Annotated in this window: 22 protein-coding genes and 1 riboswitch; of the genes, 15 read left to right on the plus strand and 7 right to left on the minus strand. The window is 65.5% G+C overall.

The window, feature by feature from the left end; genetic code table 11:
- Positions 1-49: 49 nt before the first annotated feature.
- On the minus strand, positions 50-382 hold the full coding sequence (locus AAHK21_RS16465; RefSeq protein ID WP_217867394.1) for a multidrug efflux SMR transporter: 333 nt from the start codon (positions 380-382) through the stop codon (positions 50-52).
- Positions 383-472: 90 nt separating this feature from the next.
- Between AAHK21_RS16465 and AAHK21_RS16470 the strand changes: the two genes are divergently transcribed.
- Together AAHK21_RS16470 and waaA are read left to right on the plus strand one after the other, a co-directional pair.
- Positions 473-1363, plus strand: coding sequence for a LysR family transcriptional regulator (locus AAHK21_RS16470; protein WP_367858998.1), 891 nt, complete (start codon positions 473-475; stop codon positions 1361-1363).
- Positions 1364-1401: 38 nt separating this feature from the next.
- On the plus strand, positions 1402-2673 hold the full coding sequence (gene waaA / locus AAHK21_RS16475) for a lipid IV(A) 3-deoxy-D-manno-octulosonic acid transferase (RefSeq protein ID WP_367857803.1): 1272 nt from the start codon (positions 1402-1404) through the stop codon (positions 2671-2673).
- 78 nt (positions 2674-2751) lie between these two features.
- Here the strand turns inward: waaA and AAHK21_RS16480 are convergent, their stop codons facing one another.
- Positions 2752-4185, minus strand: a complete 1434-nt coding sequence (locus tag AAHK21_RS16480) for a TolC family outer membrane protein (RefSeq protein ID WP_023632667.1) — start codon at positions 4183-4185, stop codon at positions 2752-2754.
- Positions 4186-4343: 158 nt separating this feature from the next.
- A riboswitch (TPP riboswitch) is annotated at positions 4344-4450 on the plus strand.
- Positions 4451-4607: 157 nt separating this feature from the next.
- Here AAHK21_RS16480 and thiC point away from each other — a divergent pair.
- Both thiC and cytX read left to right on the plus strand, forming a co-directional pair.
- Positions 4608-6488 (plus strand): phosphomethylpyrimidine synthase ThiC, encoded by a 1881-nt coding sequence (thiC, locus tag AAHK21_RS16485; RefSeq protein ID WP_038706901.1) that lies wholly within the window; start codon positions 4608-4610, stop codon positions 6486-6488.
- A gap of 136 nt (positions 6489-6624) precedes the next feature.
- Positions 6625-7908, plus strand: a complete 1284-nt coding sequence (gene cytX / locus AAHK21_RS16490; RefSeq protein WP_367857804.1) for a putative hydroxymethylpyrimidine transporter CytX — start codon at positions 6625-6627, stop codon at positions 7906-7908.
- On the opposite strand, the gene AAHK21_RS16495 is transcribed toward cytX, so the two are convergent.
- Complete coding sequence (locus AAHK21_RS16495; protein WP_046853979.1) at positions 7877-8623, minus strand: RsiV family protein; 747 nt, start codon at positions 8621-8623, stop codon at positions 7877-7879. The genes cytX and AAHK21_RS16495 overlap by 32 nt on opposite strands.
- A gap of 184 nt (positions 8624-8807) precedes the next feature.
- Between AAHK21_RS16495 and AAHK21_RS16500 the strand changes: the two genes are divergently transcribed.
- The 9 genes from AAHK21_RS16500 (at position 8808) to AAHK21_RS16540 (ending at position 18068) form a co-directional block, all read left to right on the plus strand.
- Positions 8808-9425, plus strand: a complete 618-nt coding sequence (locus tag AAHK21_RS16500; RefSeq protein ID WP_367857805.1) for an NUDIX domain-containing protein — start codon at positions 8808-8810, stop codon at positions 9423-9425.
- Complete coding sequence (locus tag AAHK21_RS16505) at positions 9416-9868, plus strand: DUF1249 domain-containing protein (RefSeq protein WP_367857806.1); 453 nt, start codon at positions 9416-9418, stop codon at positions 9866-9868. Before AAHK21_RS16500 ends, AAHK21_RS16505 begins: the two co-directional genes overlap by 10 nt.
- Before the next feature lie 85 nt (positions 9869-9953).
- Positions 9954-10757, plus strand: coding sequence for a 3',5'-cyclic-AMP phosphodiesterase (gene cpdA / locus AAHK21_RS16510; protein WP_367857807.1), 804 nt, complete (start codon positions 9954-9956; stop codon positions 10755-10757).
- Positions 10758-10867: 110 nt separating this feature from the next.
- Positions 10868-11476, plus strand: a complete 609-nt coding sequence (locus AAHK21_RS16515) for a YqiA/YcfP family alpha/beta fold hydrolase (RefSeq protein ID WP_367857808.1) — start codon at positions 10868-10870, stop codon at positions 11474-11476.
- Positions 11477-11509: 33 nt separating this feature from the next.
- Positions 11510-13414 (plus strand): DNA topoisomerase IV subunit B, encoded by a 1905-nt coding sequence (parE, locus tag AAHK21_RS16520; protein WP_023630810.1) that lies wholly within the window; start codon positions 11510-11512, stop codon positions 13412-13414.
- Entirely contained in the window at positions 13411-14397 is a 987-nt protein-coding gene (locus AAHK21_RS16525) for an esterase-like activity of phytase family protein (RefSeq protein WP_367857809.1), read from the plus strand. The genes parE and AAHK21_RS16525 overlap by 4 nt, the downstream gene beginning before the upstream one ends.
- Positions 14394-14912 (plus strand): TIGR02281 family clan AA aspartic protease, encoded by a 519-nt coding sequence (locus tag AAHK21_RS16530; RefSeq protein WP_277502180.1) that lies wholly within the window; start codon positions 14394-14396, stop codon positions 14910-14912. The genes AAHK21_RS16525 and AAHK21_RS16530 overlap by 4 nt, the downstream gene beginning before the upstream one ends.
- Positions 14913-14922: 10 nt before the next feature.
- On the plus strand, positions 14923-17181 hold the full coding sequence (gene parC, locus AAHK21_RS16535) for a DNA topoisomerase IV subunit A (RefSeq protein ID WP_023631342.1): 2259 nt from the start codon (positions 14923-14925) through the stop codon (positions 17179-17181).
- Positions 17182-17357: 176 nt separating this feature from the next.
- Positions 17358-18068: a membrane integrity-associated transporter subunit PqiC gene (locus AAHK21_RS16540; protein ID WP_038706898.1), complete on the plus strand. Its 711-nt coding sequence runs from the start codon at positions 17358-17360 to the stop codon at positions 18066-18068.
- A gap of 182 nt (positions 18069-18250) precedes the next feature.
- On the opposite strand, the gene AAHK21_RS16545 is transcribed toward AAHK21_RS16540, so the two are convergent.
- On the minus strand, positions 18251-19702 hold the full coding sequence (locus AAHK21_RS16545) for a histidine kinase (RefSeq protein ID WP_367857810.1): 1452 nt from the start codon (positions 19700-19702) through the stop codon (positions 18251-18253).
- A gap of 135 nt (positions 19703-19837) precedes the next feature.
- Between AAHK21_RS16545 and serB the strand changes: the two genes are divergently transcribed.
- Positions 19838-21052, plus strand: a complete 1215-nt coding sequence (gene serB, locus AAHK21_RS16550) for a phosphoserine phosphatase SerB (protein ID WP_367857811.1) — start codon at positions 19838-19840, stop codon at positions 21050-21052.
- Between the two features lie 161 nt (positions 21053-21213).
- Here serB and asd read toward each other — a convergent pair whose 3' ends face one another.
- Genes asd through AAHK21_RS16565 form a run of 3 tightly spaced genes read right to left on the minus strand, consistent with a single transcriptional unit; the run spans position 21214 to position 24477 of the window.
- Positions 21214-22077 (minus strand): archaetidylserine decarboxylase, encoded by an 864-nt coding sequence (gene asd, locus AAHK21_RS16555; protein ID WP_038706897.1) that lies wholly within the window; start codon positions 22075-22077, stop codon positions 21214-21216.
- A 9-nt stretch (positions 22078-22086) separates the two neighbouring features.
- Positions 22087-22896, minus strand: coding sequence for a thiosulfate sulfurtransferase (gene rhdA, locus AAHK21_RS16560; RefSeq protein ID WP_367857812.1), 810 nt, complete (start codon positions 22894-22896; stop codon positions 22087-22089).
- Positions 22897-22941: 45 nt separating this feature from the next.
- A complete protein-coding gene (locus AAHK21_RS16565; RefSeq protein WP_367857813.1) occupies positions 22942-24477 on the minus strand; it encodes an HDOD domain-containing protein in 1536 nt (511 codons plus the stop codon).
- A gap of 130 nt (positions 24478-24607) precedes the next feature.
- On the opposite strand from AAHK21_RS16565, the gene motA reads away from it, so the two are divergent.
- Complete coding sequence (motA, locus tag AAHK21_RS16570) at positions 24608-25459, plus strand: flagellar motor stator protein MotA (protein ID WP_023630652.1); 852 nt, start codon at positions 24608-24610, stop codon at positions 25457-25459.
- The last annotated feature ends 2 nt before the right edge of the window (positions 25460-25461 follow it).

The raw sequence follows: 25461 nt of genomic DNA on the forward strand, positions 1-25461 counted from the left end.
TGCGCAGTATACAGGCTGTGGCGTCGTGCTGACCCCTGTGGGCTCAGGCTCAGTGCCCTGCGGTATTGGAAAACACCTGGATCACCACCACCCCGCCGACGATCATGGCCATACCCACCATCGCTGGCACATCCAGCTTCTGCCCATAGATCACCAGCGCCGCGACGCTGATCAGGACGATCCCCAGCCCCGACCAGATCGCATAGGCGATCCCCACCGGAATGCTGCGCACCACCAGGGTGAGCATCCAGAACGCCACGCCGTAGCCGCACACCATCAGCAGCAGCGGCAGTGGCGTGCTCAGCCCCTTGACCGCTTTCATGGAAGCAGTGGCGATGACTTCGGCGCAGATGGCGATGGCGAGATAGGTGTAGGCGTTCATGGTGCGGGTCCTCCGGTGCTGGATGGGCATTCTAGAGGATCTCCGAATGCGGTAAAGTCATTACCTATCTGCTATGGAGATAGGTTGATGATGACCGAGCACTGGAACCTGGAACAGTTGCGCCTGTTCGTGCGGGCGGCGGAGTTGCGTTCGTTTTCCGCAGTGGCCCGCGAGCAGCACAAGGCGCAGTCGGCGGTGAGCAACGCCATCGCCCTGCTCGAGGCGGACCTGGGCGTGACGCTGTTCGAGCGCAGCAGCGGCCGCCAGCCACGCCTGACCGAAAGCGGCGCCGCGCTGCTGGAGGACGCCCGAGAGCTGTTGCGCCAGTGCGAGCGTCTGGACGGTCGGGCACTCGCGTTGATGCGTGGCCAGGAGGCGCTGCTGCGGGTGGCCCAGGACGAAGCCATGCCCTACCAGCCGGTAATCGACAGCCTCGACGAGCTGGCAGCGCGCTATCCCTATCTGGAGGTGCAACTGGCCAGCGGCGCCCAGGGCGATGTAGCGCGCAAGCTGGTGGAGCGGCGCGCCGACCTGGGGTTGTTCTTCCACCACGAAAGCATTCCTTCCTCGCTGGAGCGGCGGGCCCTGGGCAGCGTCGAGATGGTCACTGTGTGCGCCATCGGCCACCCGCTGGCGGGGCAGGGCAAGGTTAGCCGGCAACAACTGGCGCGTCATCGCCAATTACTGATCACCCCACAGCAGAGCGGCTATCCGGGCGGCGAGGCGATCAGCCCGCAGGTCTGGCGTGCCGACAGCTTCTATGCCATGGCCGAATTGCTGATGCGCGGCCTGGGCTGGGCTTGGCTGCCGCGTCATGTGGTGCAGTACCCCACCTACCAGGCGCAGATGGTCGAGCTGGACAGCGAATGGCGCCCGCCGGCGCTGGTGGCGGAACTGGCCTGGCGCCGCGACGAGCCCCTGGGCCCTGCGGCGCAGTGGCTGGCCGAGCGCTTCGCGGTGCACCTGCGGGCCATTGGCTGACAGGCCTTTTCATCCAGTTCCTAGTAAACTCCGCCGCCATGAACAGAACCCTCTATACCCTGCTTTTCCATCTGGGCCTGCCGCTGGTCGCGCTGCGCCTGTTCCTGCGCGGGCGCAAGGCGCCGGCCTACCGTGCGCGGATCGCCGAACGCTTCGCTTGTGGCTTGCCACCCATGCGTCAGGGCGGCATCTGGGTGCATGCGGTCTCGGTGGGCGAGAGTATCGCTGCCGCGCCATTGGTCCGGGCGCTGCTCAAGCAGTATCCGGACCTGCCGGTCACGCTGACCTGCATGACCCCGACCGGCTCCGAGCGCATTCGTGCGATGTTCGACGGCGAGCCACGGGTGCAACACTGTTACCTGCCGTACGACCTGCCATGGGCGGCGGGGCGTTTTCTCGACCATGTGCGCCCGCGCCTGGGCATCATCATGGAAACCGAGCTGTGGCCCAACCATATCCATCAGTGCGCCAGGCGCGGTATTCCGGTGGCGTTGGCCAATGCGCGGCTGTCCGAACGCTCGGCCCGAGGCTATGCGCGCTTCGCCGGCCTGACCCGGCCGATGCTCGAGGAGATGAGCCTGATCGCGGTACAGACCGAAACCGAGGCCGAGCGTTTCCGCTCGCTCGGTGCGCGCCAGACGTGTGTGCAGGTGACCGGCTCGATCAAGTTCGACCTGAAGGTCGACGAGCAGTTGATGCCTCGTGCCCGGCAGTTGCGCGAGCAGTGGGGGGCCAGCCAGCGCCCGGTATGGATCGCCGCCAGTACCCACGATGGCGAGGATGGGTTGATCCTCGAGGCTCACCGGCAACTGCTGAGCGTGCACAGCGATGCACTGTTGGTGCTGGTGCCGCGCCATCCCGAGCGATTCGCGGCGGTGCATGAACTGTGCGCCGGCCAGTTCTCCACGGTGCGTCGTTCGACAGGCGATGTCGTGACGGCGCAGACCCAGGTGCTGCTGGGTGACACCATGGGTGAATTGCTGTTCCTGTACGCCCTGGCCGATATCGCCTTCGTCGGTGGCAGCCTGGTCCCCACGGGTGGGCACAACCCGTTGGAGCCGGCGGCGCTGGCGCTGCCGGTGCTCATGGGGCCGCATGTGTTCAACTTCCTCGAGATCAGCGCGATGCTGCGCGAGGCGGGGGCGTTGCAGCAGGTGGACGATGCCGAGGGCTTGGCCGCGGCGGTGCGCCGCTTGGTCGAGCTGCCGCAGGATGCCCGGCGCATGGGCGAGGCGGGCAGGGCGGTGATGCAGGCCAACCAGGGGGCGTTGCAGCGGTTGCTCGATGGGCTGGCGCGACTTCTGAGCTGATGATGAGCCTGTAGGCGCGGTTGTTGTGGGAGCGGGGGTTGCCCCCACGAACCCCGCCCTACAGGTAGTGTGTTGCCTTCAAGGCCGGCGTTCGAAGTTTTTCGCCGCCGCCGCCGCCAGGTCCGGTGGCAGGAAATCCTTGTCCGGGTTGTAGTCGGCCTTCAGGTACCGTCCCAGGTCCTGCAGGTCCTGCGGGCTCAGGGTGCCGGCCGCCTGCTTGAGGCGCAGGTTGTCGAGGATGTAGTCGTAGCGGCTGTTGTTGTAGTCGCGCACCGAGGTGTACAGCTGGCGCTGCGCGTCGAGCACGTCGACGATGTTGCGGGTGCCGACCTGGTAGCCGATCTCGGTGGCTTCCAGGGCGCTCTGGTTGGAGATGATCGACTGCTTGCGCGCCTGTACCTGTTCCACGTCGGTGTTCACCGCGCGGTGCAGGTTACGGGTGTTCTCCACCACCTGGCGGCGCAGGCTTTCGCGCTGCTGCTCGCTCTGGGTCAGGCGCGCATAGGCCTCGCGCACCTGGGAGCTGGTCAACCCGCCGCTGTAGATCGGAATGTTCAGTTGCAGGCCGACGCTGGTCTGCTCCACGTCACCGCCGTAGCGCACGCCGTTCTGCGAAGGGTTGGTGAACCCGAGGTTGTCGTTGTCGCCCTTCTGGTACTTGGCCACTGCATCCAGGGTTGGCGCATGCCCAGCCTTGCGCTGGCGCACGGTCTCCTCGGCGGCCGCCACGGCATGGTTGGTGGCCTGCAGGTTGAGGTTCTGCCGCCCGGCGGTCTCGACCCAGGCCTTGGCGTCATTGGGCGTCGGCACTTGCACGGGCAGGGTGTGGACCACGCCCTGGATCGCACTGTATTGGCGGTTGGTCAGGGTGATCAGGGCCTCGAAGGCATCCTGCACCTGGCGCTCGGCGATGATCCGGTTGGCCCGCGCCGTGTCGTAGCTGGCCTGGGACTGGAGCACGTCGGTCTTGTCCGAAAGGCCGACATCGAAGCGTTCGTTGGACTGGTCGAGCTGGCGCTTGAAGGCCGCCTCTTCAGCCTTGGTCGAGGCCAGGTTGTCCTGGGCGCGTAGCACCGCGAAGTAGTTCTCGGCGCTCTGCAGGATCAGGTTCTGTTCGGTGGCCGACAGTTCCAGCGCGGCCTGTTCGTTGACCGCTTCGGCAGCCTGCAGCTGGAACCAGCGGTCGGCGCGGAAGATCGGCTGCGCCAGGGTGGCGCTCCAGGCATTGCCGCTGCGGTTGGAGGTGATCGACGGCTCGTCGAGCTTGGTGCGGGTATTCATCATCTCGGCGCCGGCCGAAAGGTTAGGCAGCAAGCCGGCGCGAGCCTGGGGCACCACCTCGCGGCGGGCGCCGTAGTCGGCGCGGGCGGCGGCCAGGTCGGCATTGTTGTCCACCGCTTCCTGGTAGACGCTGACCAGGTCGGTCTTCACCGTCGTGGGCGTATCCACTGCCCAGGCCACTCCGTTGGACGCACAAGACACGGCAATCGCCAGTGAGAGTTTGCGCAGCATAGGGCAATCCTTGATCAAGATGTATTTACTGTACTGTCGGGTACCGAGCACGCCAGTGTAGTGCCGCGCGCCGCCCTCAACAATCCGTCACGTGTGCCATTTATCACGCCAGGGATTTACCCGCTTGGCTTTGCCGACCACTCCAGTCTAGACTGCGCAGGTTCTTGTCGGGGTGCCTTGATGCAAAGGCTGAGATCGCAAAGTTGCGGATCCCGTTGAACCTGATCAGGTTAGCGCCTGCGTAGGGAACAAGATTGCTCTCATGTCCCGGGAGCCTCTTGTGCCAGGTCCGGGATCGCCACAGCTGCTTGCAGCCCACGGCACCCCTTGTCCGGCACTGCACCCGTCAACACGGGTGCGTCCGCGCCTTTCAGGTTCACCCCGACATTCCGCCCGCTAGGAAGCTGTCTGGAGAGCCTGTGATGAGCAAACAAGAAAAAACGATCAGTCTGAGCGAGTCGGCCCAAGTCGACCAACAGTCCGTGCAACCCCTGCCCAATTCGCGCAAGGTCTATGTCGAAGGTTCGCGCCCCGACATCCGCGTGCCCATGCGCGAGATCAGCCTGCACGACACCCCCACCGACTTCGGCGGCGAAAAGAACGCCCCGGTGCTGGTGTATGACACTTCCGGCCCGTACACCGACCCCAATGTCATCATCGACGTGCGCAAGGGCCTGGGCGATGTGCGCTCGGCGTGGATCGACGCCCGTGGCGACACCGAGCGCCTGGGTGGCCTGAGCTCGAACTTCGGCCAGCAGCGCCTGAACGACGCCGAGTTGGCCAAGCTGCGCTTCGCCCACGTGCGCAACCCGCGCCGGGCCAAGGCCGGCGCCAACGTTTCGCAGATGCACTATGCACGCCAGGGCATCATCACCGCCGAGATGGAATACGTCGCCATCCGCGAGAACATGAAACTGCAGGAAGCTCGCGCCGCCGGCCTGCTAAACCAGCAGCACGCCGGGCACAGCTTCGGTGCCAGCATCCCGAAAGAGATCACCCCCGAGTTCGTCCGCGAGGAGATCGCCCGCGGTCGCGCGATCATCCCGGCCAACATCAACCACACCGAGCTGGAGCCGATGATCATCGGCCGCAACTTCCTGGTGAAGATCAACGGCAACATCGGCAACAGCGCCCTGGGTTCCTCCATCGAGGAAGAAGTGGCCAAGCTGACCTGGGGCATCCGCTGGGGTTCGGACACGGTCATGGACCTGTCCACCGGCAAGCACATCCACGAGACCCGCGAGTGGATCATCCGCAACTCGCCGGTGCCGATCGGTACCGTGCCGATCTACCAGGCCCTGGAAAAGGTCAATGGCGTTGCCGAGGACCTGACCTGGGAGCTGTTCCGCGACACCCTGATCGAACAGGCCGAGCAGGGCGTGGACTACTTCACCATCCACGCCGGGGTCTTGCTGCGCTATGTGCCGCTGACCGCCAAGCGCGTCACCGGCATCGTCAGCCGTGGCGGCTCGATCATGGCCAAGTGGTGCCTGGCGCATCACAAGGAAAACTTCCTGTACACGCACTTCGACGAGATCTGCGAAATCATGAAGGCCTATGACGTCAGCTTCTCGCTGGGTGACGGTCTGCGCCCGGGCTCGATCGCCGACGCCAACGACGCCGCGCAGTTCGGTGAGCTGGAAACCCTTGGCGAGCTGACCAAGATCGCCTGGAAGCACGACGTGCAGTGCATGATCGAGGGCCCCGGCCATGTGCCGATGCAGTTGATCAAGGAGAACATGGACAAGCAGCTCGAGTGCTGCGACGAGGCGCCGTTCTACACCCTCGGCCCGCTGACCACCGACATCGCTCCGGGCTACGACCACATCACCTCCGGCATCGGCGCGGCGATGATCGGCTGGTTCGGTTGCGCCATGCTTTGCTACGTCACGCCCAAGGAGCACCTGGGCCTGCCGAACAAGGACGACGTCAAGACCGGCATCATCACCTACAAGATCGCCGCGCATGCCGCCGACCTTGCCAAGGGCCACCCGGGCGCGCAGATCCGTGACAATGCGCTGTCCAAGGCGCGCTTCGAGTTTCGTTGGGAAGACCAGTTCAACCTCGGCCTGGATCCGGACACCGCCCGTGCGTTCCACGACGAGACGCTGCCCAAGGAGTCGGCCAAGGTCGCGCACTTCTGCTCGATGTGCGGGCCGAAGTTCTGCTCGATGAAGATCACCCAGGAAGTGCGTGAGTATGCGGCCAAGATCGAGACCGTGGACGTGACGGTCGAACAGGGCATGCGCGAGCAGGCCGAGCGGTTCCGCCAGGAAGGCAGCCAGCTGTACCAGAAAGTCTGAGTAGCAGACCCAGGCGGTGCGCGATGCGCACCGCATCGCTGGCAAGCCAGCTCCCACAGAGACTGCGATGCGGCCCCTGTGGGAGCTGGCTTGCCAGCGATGGGTTCACCCCAACTCTTCCGTCGAGCGCCCGAGCATGACCACTCCCAGCCACTTCTCTCCCGACCACCCGGTTCCCTCCCAGCATCGCCAGTTCGGCGCCCGCGACCTGTTTTCGCTGTGGTTTTCCCTCGGCATCGGCCTGATGGTCCTGCAGGTCGGCGGCCTGCTGGCGCCGGGCCTGGGCCTGGCGGGCTCGATCCTGGCGATCACCCTGGGCACGGCGGTAGGGGTATTGCTGCTGGCTGCGGTGGGGGTGATCGGTAGCGATACCGGCCTGTCGGCCATGGCGACCTTGCGCCTCACGCTCGGTAGCCATGGCGCGCGCCTGCCTGCCTTGCTCAACCTGCTGCAACTGGTCGGCTGGGGTTCGTTCGAGATCATCGTCATGCGTGATGCCGCCAGCTTGCTGGGCGCACGCGCGTTCGGCGAGGGCAGCGGCTGGAGCAGCCCGCTGCTGTGGACCTTGTGCTTTGGCGCCCTGGCCACTCTGCTGGCGGTCAGCGGGCCGCTGGCGTTCGTGCGCAAGGTCTTGCGCAAGTGGGGGATCTGGCTGCTGCTGGGCGCCTGCGCCTGGTTGACCTGGAACCTGTTCGCCAAGGCCGACCTGGCCGATCTGTGGCGCCGGCCTGGGGACGGTTCGCTGTCCCTGGCACTGGGTTTCGACATCGTGATCGCCATGCCGCTGTCGTGGCTGCCGCTGATCGCCGACTATTCACGCTTTGGCCAGCGCGCCAGCCGGGTGTTCGGCGGTACCGCGCTGGGCTTCTTCATCGGCAATGCCTGGCTGATGAGCCTGGGCGTGGCCTACACCTTGGCGTTCGCGCCCAGCGGTGAGGTGAATGCCCTGCTGTTGGCACTGGCCGGCGCCGGGCTGGGGATCCCGCTGTTGCTGATCCTGCTGGACGAGACGGAAAACGCCTTTGCCGACATCCACTCGGCGGCGGTGTCCACCGGCCTGCTGGTGAAAATGAAGGTCGAGCACCTGGCCCTGGCTATCGGGCTGCTGTGCACGCTGACCGCCTTGCTGGCGCCGCTGGCCCAGTACCAGAACTTCCTGTTGCTGATCGGCTCGGTGTTCGCGCCGCTGTTCGGCGTGGTGCTGGTGGATCACTTCGTGATTCGCCGCCGCCGCCTGCCGGCGCTGGTCGAGGGTTTGCACTGGCAGGCGCTGCTGGCCTGGGGCGCGGGAGTGGCGGCCTATCACCTGATGGCCAGCCAGGCGCCGGAGCTGGGGGCGACCCTGCCGGCACTGTTGCTGGCAGGGGTACTGCACTTGCTGCTATCGCTCAGCCGCGGCCGGGAAACAGCTCGGGCTTGATCACGCCATTGAGGCGCGGGTAGGGGATCTTCAGCTCGACGTGGCCCATGGAGTAGGGCGCGATCGAGTAGACCTCGTACTTGATCACCACCGCGCCGTAGGTCAGGGCAATGTGCGGGGACTGCTTGAACGGCCAGGTCTTGATGAACTCGGGGTCCTTGTCCATGCCGGTGCTGATCAGCCAGGCGCGGTGGGACTCCTCGGCGGTCTTCCAGAAGGTCGCCTCCTGGCCGGGCACCAGCATGTCGTCCAGGGTCAGTACCTTGTCCAGCTTGCGTGAATAGTTGATGAAGCCGCGCCCAGGCATGCCGTGGGCACCGCCGCTGTCGAGGTAGCTGGACAGCTCGACGATCACCAGCCCGTCATGCTGCTCGCGTACCTTGGCTTGCAGATAGCTGCTGTTGCGCTTGTCGGCGCGGGCCAGGTATTGCTGCTCATAGGCTTGCAGCGAGGCCGGCGGGGTGCCGCGCTGGTTGTCCTCGGTCAGCATCAGCAGGCGCTTCTCGACAATGCCGTCGAGTTTGGGCAGGGCCGGGAAGTGCACGACGTCGATGTTGACCAGCGGGCAGTCGCTTTCGCTGCAGCCGGGTTTGACGTGCTCCCAGGCCTCGCGCTTGACCTCGAGCGGGGCCCGGTAATTGGGCGTGAACAGGCTCTGGCAGGCGCCGAGCGCCAGTGCCAGGACGGCCACGGAAGTCAGTTTGACAAGCGTCATGTTGCCTCTTTCACAACGGTGATGATCGGCCTTGGACCGCCTGCGCGGCCTTCAGTTCGCCACTAAGCTAACAGAGAGTGACACGCCTGTCCCGGCTGCCCGAACGGTCAGCGGAAAGGGATGAAACCGGGCCGTGCGCAGAGTAGGATTGCGCGATGCGGTAAACGAGGCATGAGGAGTTTGCATGACGGACACGCACAATACAGTGCCTACCCAGGTCGAGATCGTTCGGCGGGAGTCGCTGTTCAAGGGCTTCTACAAGCTCGACAAGCTGCACCTGCGCCACGAGCTGTTCGCCGGGGGCATGAGCCGCGAGTTCACCCGTGAACTGTTCGTGCGCCATGACGCGGTCTGCGTGCTGCCCTACGATCCTCAGCGCGACGAAGTGGTGCTGATCGAGCAGTTTCGCGTCGGCGCCATGGGCAAGGTCGCCAACCCCTGGCTGATCGAGATGGTCGCCGGGCTGATCGACAAGGACGAGCAGCCCGAGGAGGTTGCCCACCGCGAAGCCGAGGAAGAAGCGGGCCTGACCTTCTCGGCGCTGTGGCCGATGACCCGGTATTTCCCGTCACCGGGCGGCAGCGACGAGTACGTCCACCTGTTCCTGGGCCGTTGCGTCAGCGAGGGTGCCGGTGGCCTGCATGGCCTGGAAGAGGAAAGCGAGGACATTCGCGTGCGCGTGTGGTCGTTCGAGGATGCCCTGCAGGCCGTACGCGACGGGCGTATCTGCAACGCCGCCGCGATCATCGGGTTGCAATGGCTGGCGCTGAACCGTGACGAAGTACGAGGTATGTGGAAGTGAACCTGCTGCGCGAGCGCTATCGAGTCGACCTGGTCGGGCTGCAGTCCGCCTGCGAGGCCAACTATGCCCGCCTGATGCGCCTGTTGCCCGACATGCGCACCACGCAGAGCTCGCGCCGTATCGGCATGACCCAGGGCGACCAGATGCTCGGCGTGCTGGTGCTTGAAGTGCTATTGGCCTGCCCCTACACCACCACGCTCAAGGTGCGCCAGGAGCACAGCCTGCCCTGGCTGCCGGTGCCCGAGCTGGAGGTGCAGGTCTACCATGACGCGCGCATGGCCGAGGTGGTCAGTGCCGAGCATGCGCGTCGCCTGCGCAGCATCTACCCCTATCCCAACACGGCGATGCACCAGCCGGACGAGAAGGCCCAGCTCAATCTGTTCCTCGGTGAATGGCTGAGCCACTGCCTGGCCTGCGGCCACGAACTGGCAACCGTGCGCTGAAATGTGATGCGCGTCGGTTTCGAGTATTTGCTCGAAAGCGATCCGCCGCCATAATCCGTGCTGAATCCGTTCGAGGAGACGGCCGTTGCCGCAACCATTTTCACCCCCGTCACCTGTCCATGTGGTGCAACTGACCGATGCCCATCTGTTCGCCGACCCGGCGGGCACCCTGCTCGGCCTCAATACCCGCGCAAGCCTTGGGCACGTGGTCGGCCAGGTTCGCCGCGAACAACAGCGCATCGACCTGCTGCTGTGCACGGGCGATCTTTCCCAGGATGCCAGCGTCGAATCTTACGCGGCCTTTCGCGAGCTCACGTCGACGCTCGGCGCGCCAGCGCGCTGGCTGCCGGGTAACCATGATGAGGCGCGGGTCATGGCCGAGGTGGCGCCGGAACTGGTGCAGGCAGTGACCGATATCGGCGCCTGGCGCATCGTCATGCTCGACTCGGCAGTGGTCGGTGCCACCTTCGGTCTGTTGGCCGATGACCAGTTGGTCGTGCTGGACCAGGCGCTGAACGGTGCGGGCGAGCGCCATTGCCTGGTGTGCTGCCATCACCAGCCGGTGGATATCGGTTGTGCCTGGATCGCGCCGATCGGGCTGCATAATGCCGATGAGCTGTTGCAGCGTCTGCGCAGTTATCCACAGGTGAAGGTGCTGCTGTGGGGGCATATCCACCAGGAATGGGACGAAGTGCGTGACGGCATCCGTTTCCTCGCCACGCCTTCGACCTGCATCCAGTTCGCGCCGCGCAGCGAGGACTTCAAGGTGAGCGAGGAACAGCCGGGTTACCGCTGGCTTCGTCTGCATGCCGACGGGCGGTTGGAGACCGGGGTGGTGCGGGCGCGGGATTTCGTAGTGAAGCTGGATTTCGACAGCCCCGGCTACTGAAGGGCTGCGCAGCTGCCCCTGTCATTTGAAGAATTTGTTGCGAAAATCCCCAGGCTGCGCCAATGACCATCGAACACGCTACACTGCGCGTCTTTGCGTCCGGGGGCAGCATGTCGGGTTCCATCCTCTATATCCATGGCTTCAACAGCTCGCCGCTGTCGACCAAGGCACGCCAACTCGAAGCGGTGATGCAGCAGCTCGGCCTGGCCGAGCAACTGCGGGTCCCGGCCCTGCACCATCATCCACGCCAGGCCATCGCCCAACTGGAGACGGCGATCGCCGAGCTCGGCGCGCCCTTGCTGGTCGGCAGCTCACTCGGCGGCTACTATGCCACCCACCTGGCCGAGCGACACGGGCTCAAGGCGCTGTTGATCAACCCGGCGGTGGCCCCGCACAAGCTGTTCGACGGTTACCTCGGCACCCAGCGCAACCTCTATACCGACGAAGCCTGGGAGCTCACCCACGACCACGTGGACGCCCTGGCCGAACTGGAAGTGCCGGCGCCGCAGGATGCCACCCGCTATCAAGTGTGGTTGCAGACCGCCGATGAAACCCTGGACTATCGCCAGGCCGAGCGCTACTACCGCGCCTGCGCCCTGCGTATCCAGGCCGGTGGCGACCACAGTTACCAGGGCTTCGCCGAACAGTTGCCGGCCCTGCTGGCGTTCGCCGGTATTGCCCGCGGGCAGTACGCGGCGCTGGACTTTTCTGTATTTTGACTTTTGCATTCACCAGACTGACGACGAGAACCCATGGCCAATCCCAGCGCTAGCGCCTATAACGCAGACGCCATCGAAGTCCTCTCGGGCCTTGACCCGGTCCGCAAGCGGCCGGGCATGTACACCGACACCAGCCGGCCCAACCACCTGGCCCAGGAAGTCATCGACAACAGCGTCGACGAAGCCCTGGCTGGCCACGCACGGTCGGTGCAGGTCGTTCTGCACGCCGACCACTCGCTGGAAGTCAGCGACGATGGCCGCGGCATGCCGGTGGACATCCACCCCGAAGAGGGCGTTTCCGGTGTCGAGCTGATCCTCACCAAGCTGCACGCCGGCGGCAAGTTCTCCAACAAGAACTATCAATTCTCCGGCGGCCTGCACGGCGTCGGCATTTCGGTGGTCAACGCCCTGTCGAGCCAGGTCCGCGTGCGCGTCAAGCGCGACGGCAACGAGTACCAGATGACCTTCGCCGATGGCTTCAAGGCCAGCGAGCTGGAGGTGGTCGGCACCGTCGGCAAGCGCAACACCGGCACCAGCGTGTACTTCAGCCCCGATCCGAAGTACTTCGATTCGCCGAAGTTCTCCATCAGCCGCCTCAAGCACGTACTCAAGGCCAAGGCCGTATTGTGCCCGGGGCTGTCCATCAGCTTCGAGGACAAGGGCACCGGCGAGAAGGTCGAGTGGCACTACGAAGACGGTCTGCGCTCCTACCTGGTCGATTCGGTCAGCGAGTTCCAGCGCCTGCCCGACGAGCCGTTCTGCGGCAGCCTGGCGGGTAACAAGGAGGCCGTGGACTGGGCCTTGTTGTGGCTGCCGGAAGGTGGCGACAGCATCCAGGAAAGCTACGTCAACCTGATCCCCACCGCCCAGGGCGGCACCCACGTCAACGGCCTGCGCCAGGGCCTGCTGGACGCCATGCGCGAGTTCTGCGAGTTCCGCAACCTGCTGCCGCGCGGGGTCAAGCTGGCCCCCGAGGACGTCTGGGAGCGCATCAGCTTCGTGCTGTCGATGAAGATGCAGGAGCCGCAGTTCTCCGGCCAGACCAAGGAGCGCCTGTCGTCCCGCGAGGCGGCCGCGTTCGTTTCCGGCGTGGTCAAGGACGCCTTCAGCCTGTGGCTCAATGCCCACCCCGAACTGGGCATGCAGCTGGCGGAACTGGCCATCAGCAACGCCGGCCGGCGCCTGAAGGCGAGCAAGAAGGTCGAGCGCAAGCGCATCACCCAGGGCCCCGCATTGCCCGGCAAGCTGGCCGATTGCGCCGGCCAGGACCCGATGCGCGCCGAGCTGTTCCTGGTCGAGGGTGACTCGGCCGGTGGCTCGGCCAAGCAGGCGCGGGACAAGGAGTTCCAGGCCATCCTGCCGCTGCGCGGCAAGATCCTCAACACCTGGGAGGTCGATGGCGGTGAAGTCCTGGCCAGCCAGGAAGTGCACAACATCGCCGTGGCCATCGGTGTCGATCCGGGAGCAGCCGACCTCTCGCAGCTGCGCTACGGCAAGGTCTGCATCCTCGCCGACGCCGACTCCGACGGCCTGCACATCGCCACACTGCTGTGCGCGCTGTTCGTCCAGCACTTCCGCCCGCTGGTCGAGGCCGGCCACGTCTACGTGGCCATGCCGCCGCTGTACCGCATCGACCTGGGCAAGGAGATCTACTACGCCCTGGACGAAGCCGAGCGTGACGGCATCCTCGACCGCCTGGTGGCCGAGAAGAAGCGCGGCAAGCCGCAGGTCACCCGATTCAAGGGCCTGGGCGAGATGAACCCGCCGCAACTGCGCGAAACCACCATGGACCCGAACACCCGGCGCCTGGTCCAGTTGACCCTGGACGATGTGCAGGGCACCACCGAGATCATGGACATGCTGCTGGCCAAGAAGCGTGCGGGCGATCGCAAGAGCTGGCTGGAGACCAAAGGCAACCTGGCCGAGGTCCTGGTTTGATTCGTCCGTTGCTCCTGGCCTGCCTGGCGTGGTTTGCCCTGCAGGCCCAGGCCGGCGACTGGCCGCAGCTCAAGCTCAGCGCCGAGCATGCGGTCGATGGCATGCGCGGCGGCAACCTGTCGGGCCTGGCCTGGTGCCGTGGGGCACTGTGGGCGGTATCCGACCGCGATGACGACCGGATCTACCGCCTGGATCAGGAGGGGGCGACGTGGCAGGCCCAGCCACTGACCTTCACCCCGCCTGCGGCGCCCGACACCGGCCTGCCCTGGGGGCTCAAGTCGCGCAATTGGGCGGCGTCCTACATCCGCGGAGGCGAGCTGGATTTCGAGGGCATCACCTGCGATCAGGCCGGCAACCTCTATATCGTCAGCGAGGCGCACGCCGCCGTGCTGCAGTTGCCGGTGGACGGTGAACCGGACTGGCTGAAAATCGACCAGGCCATGGTGCGTCAGGCGCGGGCCAGCGGCATGTTGCTGCATTTCAACGCGCTGTTCGAGGGGCTGGCGATCAACCCGGCGGGCGATCGCCTGTGGCTGGCCGCCGAGCGCGAGCGCCGTGGCCTGCTCGCGGTGCAGCGCCAGCAATCGGTGTGGACCTGCGGGCGCGGCTGCGTGCTGCTCAGCGAGGCGGGTGTCGAGATGCAGCCGCCGCAGTTTCCCGAGGCACGCCCGGTATCACGTGACTTTGCCGACCTGGCCTGGTTCGAGGGCAAGCTGTTCACCCTCGAGCGCAATGCCTACCGCATTTGCCGACGGGATGCCGACACGGGCGCCGTGGAGCGCTGCTGGTCGTTCGCCGCCGACGCCCTGATGGAATCGCGGCGCTACTCGCAGCCCTACGGCCTGGCCGAGGCGCTGGTGATCGACAAGGGCGGCGCCTGGATCGGCGTGGACAACAACGACCGCCCCCGGGTGGATGGTGAAACACGGCCGATCGTCTGGCGCTTCGACGCGCCGCAGGGCGGCTGGAGCGCCAAGCCATGAGCCAGCCACCGGGCAAGCGCGCGGGCAGGGTATTGATGATTGTCGCCTGGGCGGCGGCGATGTTCCTTGCCACGCGCTTTTTCGGCCAGTGGGAAGAACGTCAACAGAACCCCAACAGCGTGGTGCAGAGCGAGCAGGGCGACGGCTTCGTCGAGGTGCGCCTGCTGAGCAACGGCCAGGGCCATTTCGTTGCCGATGGCGCGATCAATGGGCGACCGGTGCATTTCATGCTCGACACCGGCGCCACCGACGTGGCGATCCCCGAGGCACTGGCCCGCGACCTGGACCTGGCGCGTGGCGCCGCGGTGCAGTTGAGCACCGCCAATGGCCGTACCCAAGGCTACCGCACGCGGCTCGACAGCCTGCAACTGGGCGATATCCACCTGCGCGACGTACGCGCGCTGGTGGTGCCCGGCCTGGATGGCCAGGGCGTGCTGCTGGGCATGAGTGCCCTGAAACAACTTGAATTTACCCAGCGCGGCGGCACCATGCTGCTGCGCCAGAACCTGAAATGACGAGGCCCGCATGAGCGACTCACTCGAACTCAGTCTCGACGGCGTCGAACGCCGTTCCCTGGCTGACTTCACCGAACAGGCCTACCTCAACTACTCCATGTACGTGATCATGGACCGCGCCCTGCCGCACATCGGCGACGGCCTCAAGCCGGTCCAGCGACGCATCGTCTATGCCATGAGCGAGTTGGGGCTCGATGCCGACTCCAAGCACAAGAAATCGGCGCGTACCGTCGGTGACGTGCTCGGCAAGTTCCACCCCCACGGCGACTCGGCGTGCTACGAGGCCATGGTGCTGATGGCCCAGCCGTTCAGCTACCGCTACACCCTGGTCGACGGCCAGGGCAACTGGGGTGCGCCGGACGATCCGAAGTCGTTCGCCGCCATGCGTTACACCGAGGCGCGCCTGTCGCGCTACTCCGAGGTGCTGCTCACCGAATTGGGCCAGGGCACCGTCGACTGGGTACCGAACTTCGACGGCACCTTGCAGGAGCCGGCCGTGCTGCCCGCGCGTCTGCCGAACATCCTGCTCAACGGCACCACCGGCATCGCCGTGGGCATGGCCACCGACGTGCCGCCGCACAACCTGCGCGAAGTGGCCAGCGCCTGTGTGCGCCTGCTCGACGAGCCCAAGGCCACCATCGAGCAGCTCTGCGAGCATATCCAGGGGCCGGACTATCCGACTGAAGCCGAGATCGTCACCCCGCGCGCCGATATCCAGAAGATCTACGAGAGCGGCAAGGGCTCGATCCGCATGCGTGCGGTGTATCGCATCGAGGACGGCGACATCGTCGTCACCGCGCTGCCGCACCAGGTCTCCGGCGCCAAGGTGCTCGAGCAGATCGCCGCGCAGATGCAGGCCAAGAAGCTGCCGATGGTCGCTGACCTGCGCGACGAGTCGGACCACGAGAACCCTTGCCGCATCGTCATCATCCCGCGCTCGAACCGCGTGGATGCCGCGGAGCTGATGCAGCACCTGTTCGCCACCACCGACCTGGAGAGCACCTACCGGGTCAACGTCAACATCATCGGCCTCGACGGCCGTCCGCAGCTGAAGAACCTGCGGGCGCTGCTGCTGGAGTGGTTGGAGTACCGCATCGGTACCGTGCGGCGCCGCCTGCAGCACCGCCTGGACAAGGTCGAGAAGCGCCTGCACCTGTTGGAAGGCTTGCTTACCGCGTTCCTCAACCTGGATGAAGTGATCCACATTATCCGCACCGAGGAGCACCCCAAACAGGCCTTGATCGCCCGTTTCGACCTGAGCGAGATCCAGGCCGACTACATCCTCGAGACTCGCCTGCGTCAACTGGCGCGTCTGGAAGAGATGAAGATCCGCGGCGAGCAGGACGAACTGCTCAAGGAGCAGAAGCAACTGCAAGCACTGCTGGGCAGCGACAGCAAACTGCGCAAGCTGGTGCGCAGCGAGCTGATCAAGGACGCCGAGACCTACGGCGACGACCGCCGCTCGCCGATCGTCGAGCGCGCCGAGGCCAAGGCCCTGTCGGAAAACGAGCTGATGCCGACCGAGCCGGTCACCGTGGTGCTGTCGGAGAAGGGCTGGGTGCGCTGCGCCAAGGGCCACGATATCGATGCCACGGGGCTTTCGTACAAGGCTGGCGACGGCTTCAAGGCCGCCGCCGCCGGACGTTCCAATCAGTTTGCCGTGCTCATCGACTCCACCGGCCGCAGCTACTCGCTGGCCGCCCACAGTCTGCCGTCGGCCCGTGGCCAGGGCGAGCCGCTGACCGGCCGCCTGACCCCGCCACCAGGCGCCACCTTCGAGTGCGTGCTGCTGCCGGAAGACGATGCCTTGTACGTCGTTGCCTCCGACGCCGGCTACGGTTTCGTGGTCAAGGGCGAGGACCTGCAGGCCAAGAACAAGGCCGGCAAGGGCCTGCTCAGCCTGCCCAACGGCGCCAAGGTGATGACCCCGCGTCCGGTGGCCGATCGCGAGCAGGACTGGCTCGCGGCGGTGACCACCGAGGGTCGCCTGCTGGTGTTCAAGGTGGCCGACCTGCCGCAGCTGGGTAAAGGCAAGGGCAACAAGATCATCGGCGTGCCGGGTGATCGGGTGGCCAGCCGCGAGGAATACGTGACCGATCTTGCGGTGATCAGCGAGGGCTCGACCCTTGTATTGCAAGCTGGCAAGCGTACCCTTTCGCTCAAGCCGGATGATCTCGAGCACTACAAGGGCGAACGGGGTCGCCGTGGTAGCAAATTGCCACGCGGTTTCCAGCGCGTCGATGGGTTGCTGGTGGAAACCCCGGCTTGAGTGGGTGGGCCGTCTGTTGCGGCGTTTTCGACGCCGCTTCGGGCGGAAATGCTGGAGTCGGGCGACTATTTCGCGGATGATAGGGCCCTCGTTGGCGCCGGCGTGGCCGAGTGCCCGGATGAATCTACATGAGTATCACTGCGGTCAGTCTGGTGACGACCGCCTGGATGGGATGAATGAAATTTCTGCGCCTTCCATTTGCGCTGCTGATGACTGGCTTGCTGGGCCTGAGCGGGTGCAGCATGCACCAGCCGGTTGCCCTGTATCAGCTCGACAGCGGTGATCCCGGCCAGCCGACCCAGGCTGCGGGCATGGCGGTGGTGCTTGGCCCGGTATCGGTGGCCGACTACCTGCAACGCGAAACCTTTTTGCAGCGTCAGACCGATGGCAGCCTGACTGCGGCGACCGACGGTCGCTGGGCTGGCAGCCTTTCGTCGGATATCGACCAGTTGCTGGTACGCCAGCTGGCCTGGCGCCTGGACAGCCAACGCGTGGTGCTGGCGCCGGCAAGTGCCGGCTTCACGCCGGATGTGCAGGTGCTGCTGTCGATCACCCGCCTGGACTCGGGCAAGAACCAGCCGGCGATCCTCGATGCGCAGTGGCGCGTGCTGGACCGCCGTGGCCAGGTGCGTGACAACCGTATCGTCCACCTCGAACAGCCCCATGCGGGCAGCGAGTCGGCGCAGGTTCAAGCCCAGGGGCAGTTGCTGCAGAAGCTGGTCGAACAGCTGAGCACCACGGTCAAGCCGCTGGCCAACCAGCCGGCCATCGCCGAGGAAGCGCCCCGCAAGCCGGCCGCGCCGGTGCAGGTGAAGAAAGAGCCGGAGAAGCCAAAGATTCCGATGGCATCGCCGATTCGTACCGATATGGAAGTGTTCCGCTTCTGATATGACAGACATGAAAAAGCCCGCAGCGATGCGGGCTTTTTTGTGGCCTTCGAGAATGCTGAGGGCGCTTTGCGCCCCTTTCGCCGTATGACAAGCCGCCTCCCACAAAGAGCAGACCATGTACCTGTGGGAGCCGGCTTGCCGGCGAAAGGGCTGCGCCGCAGCCCCAGGCGTGTTTCAGGTCAGGCGCGGCGCTCATGCATCCGCGCCAGTTGGCGCTCCAGCATGGACGGGTAAGGCTCCATCAGGCGCTCGACACAGCACGCGCCCTCCGGGCTGGCGATCGGCCGAATACGCGCACGCTGGCGCACCAGGGCGTCATCGCTGATGCGCCGCTCCACCAGCAGCAGATTGCGGCTGTGCTGCGACAGGGCCAGCGCGTCCTGAGCCTGTTCGGTCATCAGCAAGTCGACCTGATCCATGCCCTGCAGGTCGTCGGCCAGCACCAGGCCCAACTGCAGTTGCAGGGTGATGCCGCTGTCGGCTACCTCGATCTGCAGGGCGTGGCCCAGGGCGCGCAGCAGCTCGCCACAGCAGATTGCGTTGGTGAGGTAGTCCTCGCCGCTGTCGCGGCTGTGGAACAGCAGCAGGGTGCTGCCGTCGTTCAGGGTGTGGACCTCACCTTCGTACAGCGAGGCAGCCTGGTCCAGGCAGTCGCGGTAGCGCTCCAGCAATTCGGTCAGGCGGGTGCGCGGCAGGCGGCGCAGTTGCTCCTGGGAGCCCAACTGCACGGCCAGCACGGCACTGTGCTGCGGTTCGTCGGACTCGACGATGGCAGGCTTGGCCGGGGCGCTCTGTTCATCCATCAGATCGGCGAAGGCGTCATCGTCATCGTCGTGATCGAGTGCCTGCGCCGCGACCTTCGTACGTGGCGCGGCCTTGGGAGCGGGCACTTCATCGAAATCGTCTGCCTCGTCCTCTTCCTCCGGCTCCGGTGGTGGTGGCGGGGCGAGACGAGCGTGCAGCTGGCGGGCCAGGTCGCCGATTTCGTCCTGGCGGTCGATGCCCGGTGTGTAGGGGTGCGGATCACGCAACCAGACGCGCAGTTGCAGCAGCGGGGTGGAGATGAAACGACCCAGGCGCAGGCTGAGGGTCAGTGCCAGGGCCAACAGGATCGCGGCAAGGATACCCATGCTCTGCAGGCTGATCAGCATCGGTTGCTGGAACTGGCTCATGTCCAGGCTGATGCGCAACTGGCCGGCGGTCACGTCCTGGAAGGTGATCTTGGTCTGGTAGACCCCTTCGGTTTCGCCCAGCAAGCTATTGCGTGGGCGCTGGCCGGCCTCGGCGAGGATGCGGTTGTCCACGCTGTAGATGGCGGCATGGGCCACCAGCGGGTTCTTCACCAGGTTGCCGAGCAGCACGTTGAGGCTGAGGATGTCGTTGGACACCAGCAGCTCGGTGGCCGATGTGGCCGTTTGCGTGGTCAGGCTCTGGCCAACGGCATCGGCCTGCTCGTGCATGGCCTGCTTGAACTGCAACCCCATCACGCAGGCATAGATCACCAGGGCCAGGGCCACCAGGAAGATGTTATGGCTGGCAATGCGCAGGGCCAGTGGGATTCGGCGCTGGCTGAGGGCTCGGTAGATCATCAGGAAGAAGTTATCGGGTTTAACGGGCGTGGGCCGGTTCACAGAGCGCGGCTCTTCATGGCGAGAAAGTTGCTGGGCAGTATAGCGATACGTGTTTTGTCGGCAAAGTAGCGTTGGCGCCCGATGGTCATGGAAAATCGGTAGAATGCGCATTTTTCATCGAGTTGGAGCCCGGTCTTGCGCGAAATCGTCCTGATCAACATCACTGGTGAAGACCGTCCAGGTCTTACCGCGGCCATCACCGGCGTCCTGCTCCAGGGCGGTGTGAACATTCTCGACATCGGCCTTGCGGTCATGCACGGCACGCTGTCGTTCGGCATCCTGGTCGACATCCCCGACAACGAGGTGGCCACCGCGCTGCTGCAGAGCGTACAGGCCAAGGCCCATGAGCTGAACCTGCAGGCGCGCTACACGCCGATCTCCGAGGCCGACTACCAGCACTGGGCCGACAGCCAGGGCGAGGCCCGCCACATCGTCACCCTGCTCAGCCGCCGGGTCACGCCACAGCAGTTGCAGCGGGTCAGCGCCATCATCAGCCAGTACGGCCTGACTATCGAGCGCATCGAGCGCCTGTCGGCCCGCGTGGCGCTGGATGCCCAGGTCGAGAAGGGCAAGTCGGCGCTGGAAATCTCCGTGCGTGGCGAAGCCAGCGACGCCCAGGCCCTGCGCGCCGACTTCTTCGCCCTGTCCGAAGAGCTGAACATCGATATCGCCTTCCAACGTGACGACCTGTTCCGCCGCAACCGCCGCCTGGCGGTGTTCGACATGGATTCGACGCTGATCGAGGCCGAAGTCATCGACGAGCTGGCCAAGGCTGCCGGTGTCGGTGAGCAGGTAGCGGCGATCACCGAGCGCGCGATGCGTGGCGAGCTGGATTTCCGGGCCAGCTTCAAAGAGCGCATGGCGCTGCTCAAGGGCCTGGACGTGGGCGTACTGGATCAGATTGGCGCCTCGCTGCGCCTGACCGAGGGTGCCGAGCACCTGTTCGCCGAGCTCAAGCGCCTGGGCTACAAGACGGCGATCCTTTCCGGCGGCTTCACCTACTTCGCCAAGCAGGTACAGGCGCGCCTGGGCATCGACTACGTATTCGCCAACGAGCTGGAGGTGGTGGACGGCAAGGTCACCGGCGTGGCCGTCGAGCCGATCGTCGATGCGCAGCGCAAGGCCGATCTGTTGCAGCAACTGGCCAGTGAAGAGGGCCTGCAGCTCGAGCAGACCATCGCCGTGGGCGATGGCGCCAACGACCTGCCGATGCTGTCCCTGGCCGGCCTGGGTGTGGCCTTCCGCGCCAAGCCACTGGTGCGTCAGTCGGCCAAGCAGGCGATCTCGACCCTAGGCCTGGATGGTGTGCTGTACCTGCTCGGCGTACGCGATCGCGAAGCACGCGGTTGATCTTGAGCCCTGGGGCTGCGCTGCAGCCCTTTCGCCGGCAAGCCGGCTCCCACAGAGGTTTGCTTTCTTACTGTGGGAGCCGGCTTGCCGGCGATGGACCGCGTAGCGGTCCCAATGAAAAAGGCCCTGCTGAGCAGGGCCTTTCTTGTTGCAGCAGTCAATCAGGCCTGGGCCGGTTGCGCCAGCAACTCGCCCATGCGCACGGCGGAGCCGGCACCGAGGCTCTCGGCCCACTTCACCTGCTCTGGCCCGAACAGCACGATGGCGGTGGAGCCCAGCTTGAAGCGACCCAGTTCGGCGCCTTTCTCCAGATGGATCGGCGCACGGCTGGCGTCGTCGTAGCGGAAGGTCTTCAGCTCGCGCTTCGGCGGCGTGACCAGGCCGGCCCAGACGGTCTCGATCGAGGCGACGATCATCGCGCCGACCAGCACCACGGCCATCGGGCCGCGCTCGGTGTCGAACAGGCAGACCACGCGCTCGTTGCGGGCGAACAGCTCCGGTACGTTCTCTGCGGTGGTCTGGTTGACCGAGAACAGCCGGCCCGGCACATAGACCATCTCGCGCAGGGTGCCGGCCAGCGGCATGTGCACGCGGTGGTAGTCCTTGGGCGACAGGTAGATGGTGGCGAATTCGCCGCCCATGAACGGCGCGGCCAGGGCCGGATCGCCGCCCAGCAGCTCCAGGGCGCTGTAGCCGTGGCCCTTGGCCTGGAAGATGCGGCCGTGCTCAATCGGGCCGAGCTGGCTGACCGCGCCGTCGGCCGGGCAGAGGATCGCGCCGGGGGTTTCGTCCAGCGGGCGGGCGCCGGGCTTGAGGGCGCGGGTGAAGAAGGCGTTGAAGTGCTCGTAGGCGCTGAGGTCTTCGACCAGTGCCTCGGACATGTTCACCTGGTAGCGCTTGGCGAACCAGGCAGTGAAGGCGTTCTTGAACCAGCGTGCGCGGCATTCGGCGACGCAGCCGGCCAGCCGCGACAGCAAGTGGTGCGGCAGCAGGTACTGGCTGATGATGAACAAGCGGGATTTCATTGAGCGTCCTTAAGCTTCGACGGGCGTGTCGGGGTGGTTGCCCCATTCGCCCCAGGAACCGGCATAGCCCTTCACCCGTGGATAGCCGAGGGCCTTGGCCACGAGGTAGGTGAAGCCGGAGCGGTGGTGGGTCTGGCAGTGGGTGATCACTTCCTTGTCGGGGGTGATGCCAAGGTTTTGCAGGACTTCGGCGATGTCCTTGCGGATGCGCAGGTGGTCGTTGAGGTCCATGCCGGCGGTCCACTCGAAGTTGATCGCGCCGGGAATGTGCCCGCCTTTGGCGGCCAGCACTTTCTCGCCGCTGTATTCCAGTGGCCCGCGGGCGTCCCAGATGACCAGGTCGGCGGCGCCCAGGCGGCTTTGCAGGTATTCGCGGGTGGCGGTGGGCTCCGGGTGCAGTCGCAGGTTCACCGCCCCGCCCATGCTGGCGGGCACTTCGGTGGACAGTTTGTCCGCCGGCCAGGCCTGTATGCCGCCGTTCAGGTAGTGATAGCGCTGGTGGCCAATCACGTCGAGCAACCAGATGAAGCGGCCGGCCCAGCCGCCTCCTTCGTCGTCGTAGACCACATAGACCGCATCGTCGCGATGACCGAGTTCGGCGAACAGCTTCTCCAGGTCGGCGCGTGCCGGCAGCAGGCCAGGCGCCGGTGGTTGCCCCAGCTGGGTGCGCTTGGGATCGACGAAGCGCGCCCCGGGGATGTGGCCGCTGCCATAGCGGTTGGCGCTGGTCAGGTCGACCAGGATCAGTTGCGGCGATTCCAGGCGCGGCAGCAGGTCCTCGGCTTCGATCACCAGGGGCAAGCCGGAAAAGTCAGTCATCCACGGTCTCCAGGGTGCAAAGGGGGCGATTGTAGCGCAAGGCAATCATGAATGGCGGTTGCCGAAGAGGGCCAGGGCGCGCTCGATGCATTGCACGGTTTTACCGAATGCCTGCACGCTGACATCGGCCAGCGGTTTGCCGTCCTGGTCCGCCACCGCCAGCATCAGCACCTGGTCGCCGACCGCCAGCGAGCGCAGCAGCAGGTGTTCGCTGCGGAAGAATGCGCGCAGTGGCGCTGGCAGCAGCGCGGTGAACTGGGCGTGATTTTCGGGCGTCAGGCGCAATTGCCCGGCCTTGCTCATCAGTTTCTGCAGGAGTTTGTTCTGCGCGATCGGCAACGCAATGACGCTGGCTTCCTTGGGCAGGCCCGCAGTCTGCTGCACCCGCAGGTAGTCGGTGGCCTTGTCCAGGCTCAGCAGCATCAGGCGCTGCATGCCGCACGCCAGCAGCGCTTCGCGGGCCTGGGTGGCCAGGTGCACGGTGTTGCTGAACGGGCTCGGCTGGGCGAGCAGTTCCTGGCACAGCGTGCGCCAGCGACCGAGGTCCTCGGTGCTGGGCGGTGGCGGCGTGAGCATGTCCGGGTGCGGACGGCGCTGGTGCCAAGGCCAGATCAGTGCCTCGGCCGGGTGGAACAGGGCATGCCGGGCGTGATGGCGGGCACTGGCCGCGGCCTGCTGGTGAACCTGCTGCTGCACATCGTCCAGCGTGGTCTGCAGATAAAGGGCGGTAAGCAGCTGCCAGCGCAGCAAATGCGGATTGTCCCAGCCAACCTGGGCAGCCAGGGCAAGGCCGTTGGCCAGCAGCACGGTATTCGGGGGCTGGTTGAACCAGCGACGCAGGGCCGGCTCTTCGTCCAGGCGCTGTTGCTGGACCAGCGGGTCCTGTTCGCGGGCGATGTTCAGTACCTGCGCCAGCTGTTCGCGCTCGTCCATCAGCAGGCGGTAACCCTGGGTCACCCATTCAGGCAGGCGCCAGTGCTCGGCCATGGCCTGGCACAATTGCATGATGCGCACGCCAAACAGTTGCTGCTCGACTTCAGCAGCGTCCTCGCCCTTGTGGATAACTCGCAGCTCCCAGGTGTCCAGCAGCTTGGGGTAGGCCAGGGCCAGGGGCCACAGGGGCGAGAGGAACAACAGGCTGCCCCAGTGGATTTCCTGCCACAGGCGCGCCAGGCGGCTGGCGAACAGGCCGTTGGCCTGCTGGGTGGCATGCTGGCTGATCAGCAGGAACTGGCGCAGCACCGGCGGGATCTCGTCGGCCGGCAGCGATGGCAGGCGTGCCAGCAGTTGGCTGACGCGGGCCAGGCCAAGTCGGTTAAGGGCTATTTCCAGGCTCTCGGCCGGCTCGGCCTGGCTGGCGTTGGCCGGGTGGTTGGCCTCGCGCAGCACGCAGAGCACCAGCGCGGGGCTGTCCTGCATCAGTTCGGCGATATCGCGCAGGGAGCGACGGCTGTCGTTGATGGCCTGCAGCACGCGATCATGGCTCTCTTTCGGCACCGGTACGCGGACCCCGTCGAGCAGCTTGATCCAGGCCTCTAGACTCGACGGAACCTGACTTGGCACCTTGGTTTCAATTGGCATATTGACATCAGTCCGAACTGGCTTTTCGCAATGAGTGGCTATAGTCTGGCGCAGTTCTGCCGATAAGTAGAAGAAGAGTTTTCAAGCTTCCGTTCCCTATCCTGACCACGACAGCAAGTGCTTCCAACTTATGGCTAAAATTATCGGCATCATCGTCGTATTCGCGAGCGTGCTCGGCGGCTACGTGCTTTCCCACGGCAAGATCGCGGCACTGATCCAGCCGTTCGAAGTGCTGATCATCGGCGGCGCGGCCTTTGGTGCGTTCCTCCAGGCCAACCCTGGTTACATGACCATGCATGTAATCAAGAAGTCGCTGAAGATGTTCGGCACCCGTTTCACCCACACCTTCTACCTGGAAGTGCTGGGCCTGGTGTACGAGATCCTCAACAAGAGCCGTCGTGAAGGCATGATGGCGATCGAAGGCGACATCGAGGACGCCGCAGCCAGCCCGATCTTCGCCAAGTACCCGGCGGTGCTGGGCGACGAGCGCATGACCGCGTTCATCTGCGACTACCTGCGGATCATGTCCACCGGCAACATGGCGCCCCACGAGCTCGAAGGCCTGTTCGACATGGAACTGCTGAGCATGAAGGAAGAGCTCGAGCACCCGTCCCACGCAGTGACCGGGATCGCCGACGGCATGCCCGGCTTCGGTATCGTCGCGGCGGTACTGGGTATCGTGGTGACCATGGCCTCGCTGGGTGACGGTGACCAGAAGTCCATCGGCCTGCACGTCGGTGCGGCGTTGGTCGGTACCTTCTTCGGTATTCTTGCTGCCTACGGCTTCTTCGGCCCATTGGCCAACGCCCTGCGCCACGATGCCAAGGAAGAGCTGAACGTCTACGAGGCGATCAAGGCCTCGCTGGTGGCCTCGGCTTCCGGCATGCCGCCGTCGCTGGCGGTCGAGTTCGGTCGCAAGGTGCTGTACCCGGCGCACCGCCCGAGCTTCGCCGAGCTGGAACAAGCAGTACGCGGTCGCTAAGC

Source organism: Pseudomonas sp. TE50-2, assembly GCF_040813665.1.
Lineage (GTDB): Bacteria > Pseudomonadota > Gammaproteobacteria > Pseudomonadales > Pseudomonadaceae > Aquipseudomonas > Aquipseudomonas soli.

Excerpts from the sequence above, each read along its gene's own strand:
- AAHK21_RS16465 (WP_217867394.1), bottom strand. The coding sequence starts at position 382 with ATGAACGCCTACACCTATCTCGCCATCGCCATCTGCGCCGAAGTCATC.
- AAHK21_RS16470 (WP_367858998.1), top strand. The coding sequence starts at position 473 with ATGACCGAGCACTGGAACCTGGAACAGTTGCGCCTGTTCGTGCGGGCG.
- waaA (WP_367857803.1), top strand. The coding sequence starts at position 1,402 with ATGAACAGAACCCTCTATACCCTGCTTTTCCATCTGGGCCTGCCGCTG.
- AAHK21_RS16480 (WP_023632667.1), bottom strand. The coding sequence starts at position 4,185 with ATGCTGCGCAAACTCTCACTGGCGATTGCCGTGTCTTGTGCGTCCAAC.
- thiC (WP_038706901.1), top strand. The coding sequence starts at position 4,608 with ATGAGCAAACAAGAAAAAACGATCAGTCTGAGCGAGTCGGCCCAAGTC.
- cytX (WP_367857804.1), top strand. The coding sequence starts at position 6,625 with ATGACCACTCCCAGCCACTTCTCTCCCGACCACCCGGTTCCCTCCCAG.
- AAHK21_RS16495 (WP_046853979.1), bottom strand. The coding sequence starts at position 8,623 with ATGACGCTTGTCAAACTGACTTCCGTGGCCGTCCTGGCACTGGCGCTC.
- AAHK21_RS16500 (WP_367857805.1), top strand. The coding sequence starts at position 8,808 with ATGACGGACACGCACAATACAGTGCCTACCCAGGTCGAGATCGTTCGG.
- AAHK21_RS16515 (WP_367857808.1), top strand. The coding sequence starts at position 10,868 with ATGTCGGGTTCCATCCTCTATATCCATGGCTTCAACAGCTCGCCGCTG.
- parE (WP_023630810.1), top strand. The coding sequence starts at position 11,510 with ATGGCCAATCCCAGCGCTAGCGCCTATAACGCAGACGCCATCGAAGTC.
- AAHK21_RS16530 (WP_277502180.1), top strand. The coding sequence starts at position 14,394 with ATGAGCCAGCCACCGGGCAAGCGCGCGGGCAGGGTATTGATGATTGTC.
- parC (WP_023631342.1), top strand. The coding sequence starts at position 14,923 with ATGAGCGACTCACTCGAACTCAGTCTCGACGGCGTCGAACGCCGTTCC.
- AAHK21_RS16540 (WP_038706898.1), top strand. The coding sequence starts at position 17,358 with ATGAAATTTCTGCGCCTTCCATTTGCGCTGCTGATGACTGGCTTGCTG.
- asd (WP_038706897.1), bottom strand. The coding sequence starts at position 22,077 with ATGAAATCCCGCTTGTTCATCATCAGCCAGTACCTGCTGCCGCACCAC.
- rhdA (WP_367857812.1), bottom strand. The coding sequence starts at position 22,896 with ATGACTGACTTTTCCGGCTTGCCCCTGGTGATCGAAGCCGAGGACCTG.
- AAHK21_RS16565 (WP_367857813.1), bottom strand. The coding sequence starts at position 24,477 with ATGCCAATTGAAACCAAGGTGCCAAGTCAGGTTCCGTCGAGTCTAGAG.
- motA (WP_023630652.1), top strand. The coding sequence starts at position 24,608 with ATGGCTAAAATTATCGGCATCATCGTCGTATTCGCGAGCGTGCTCGGC.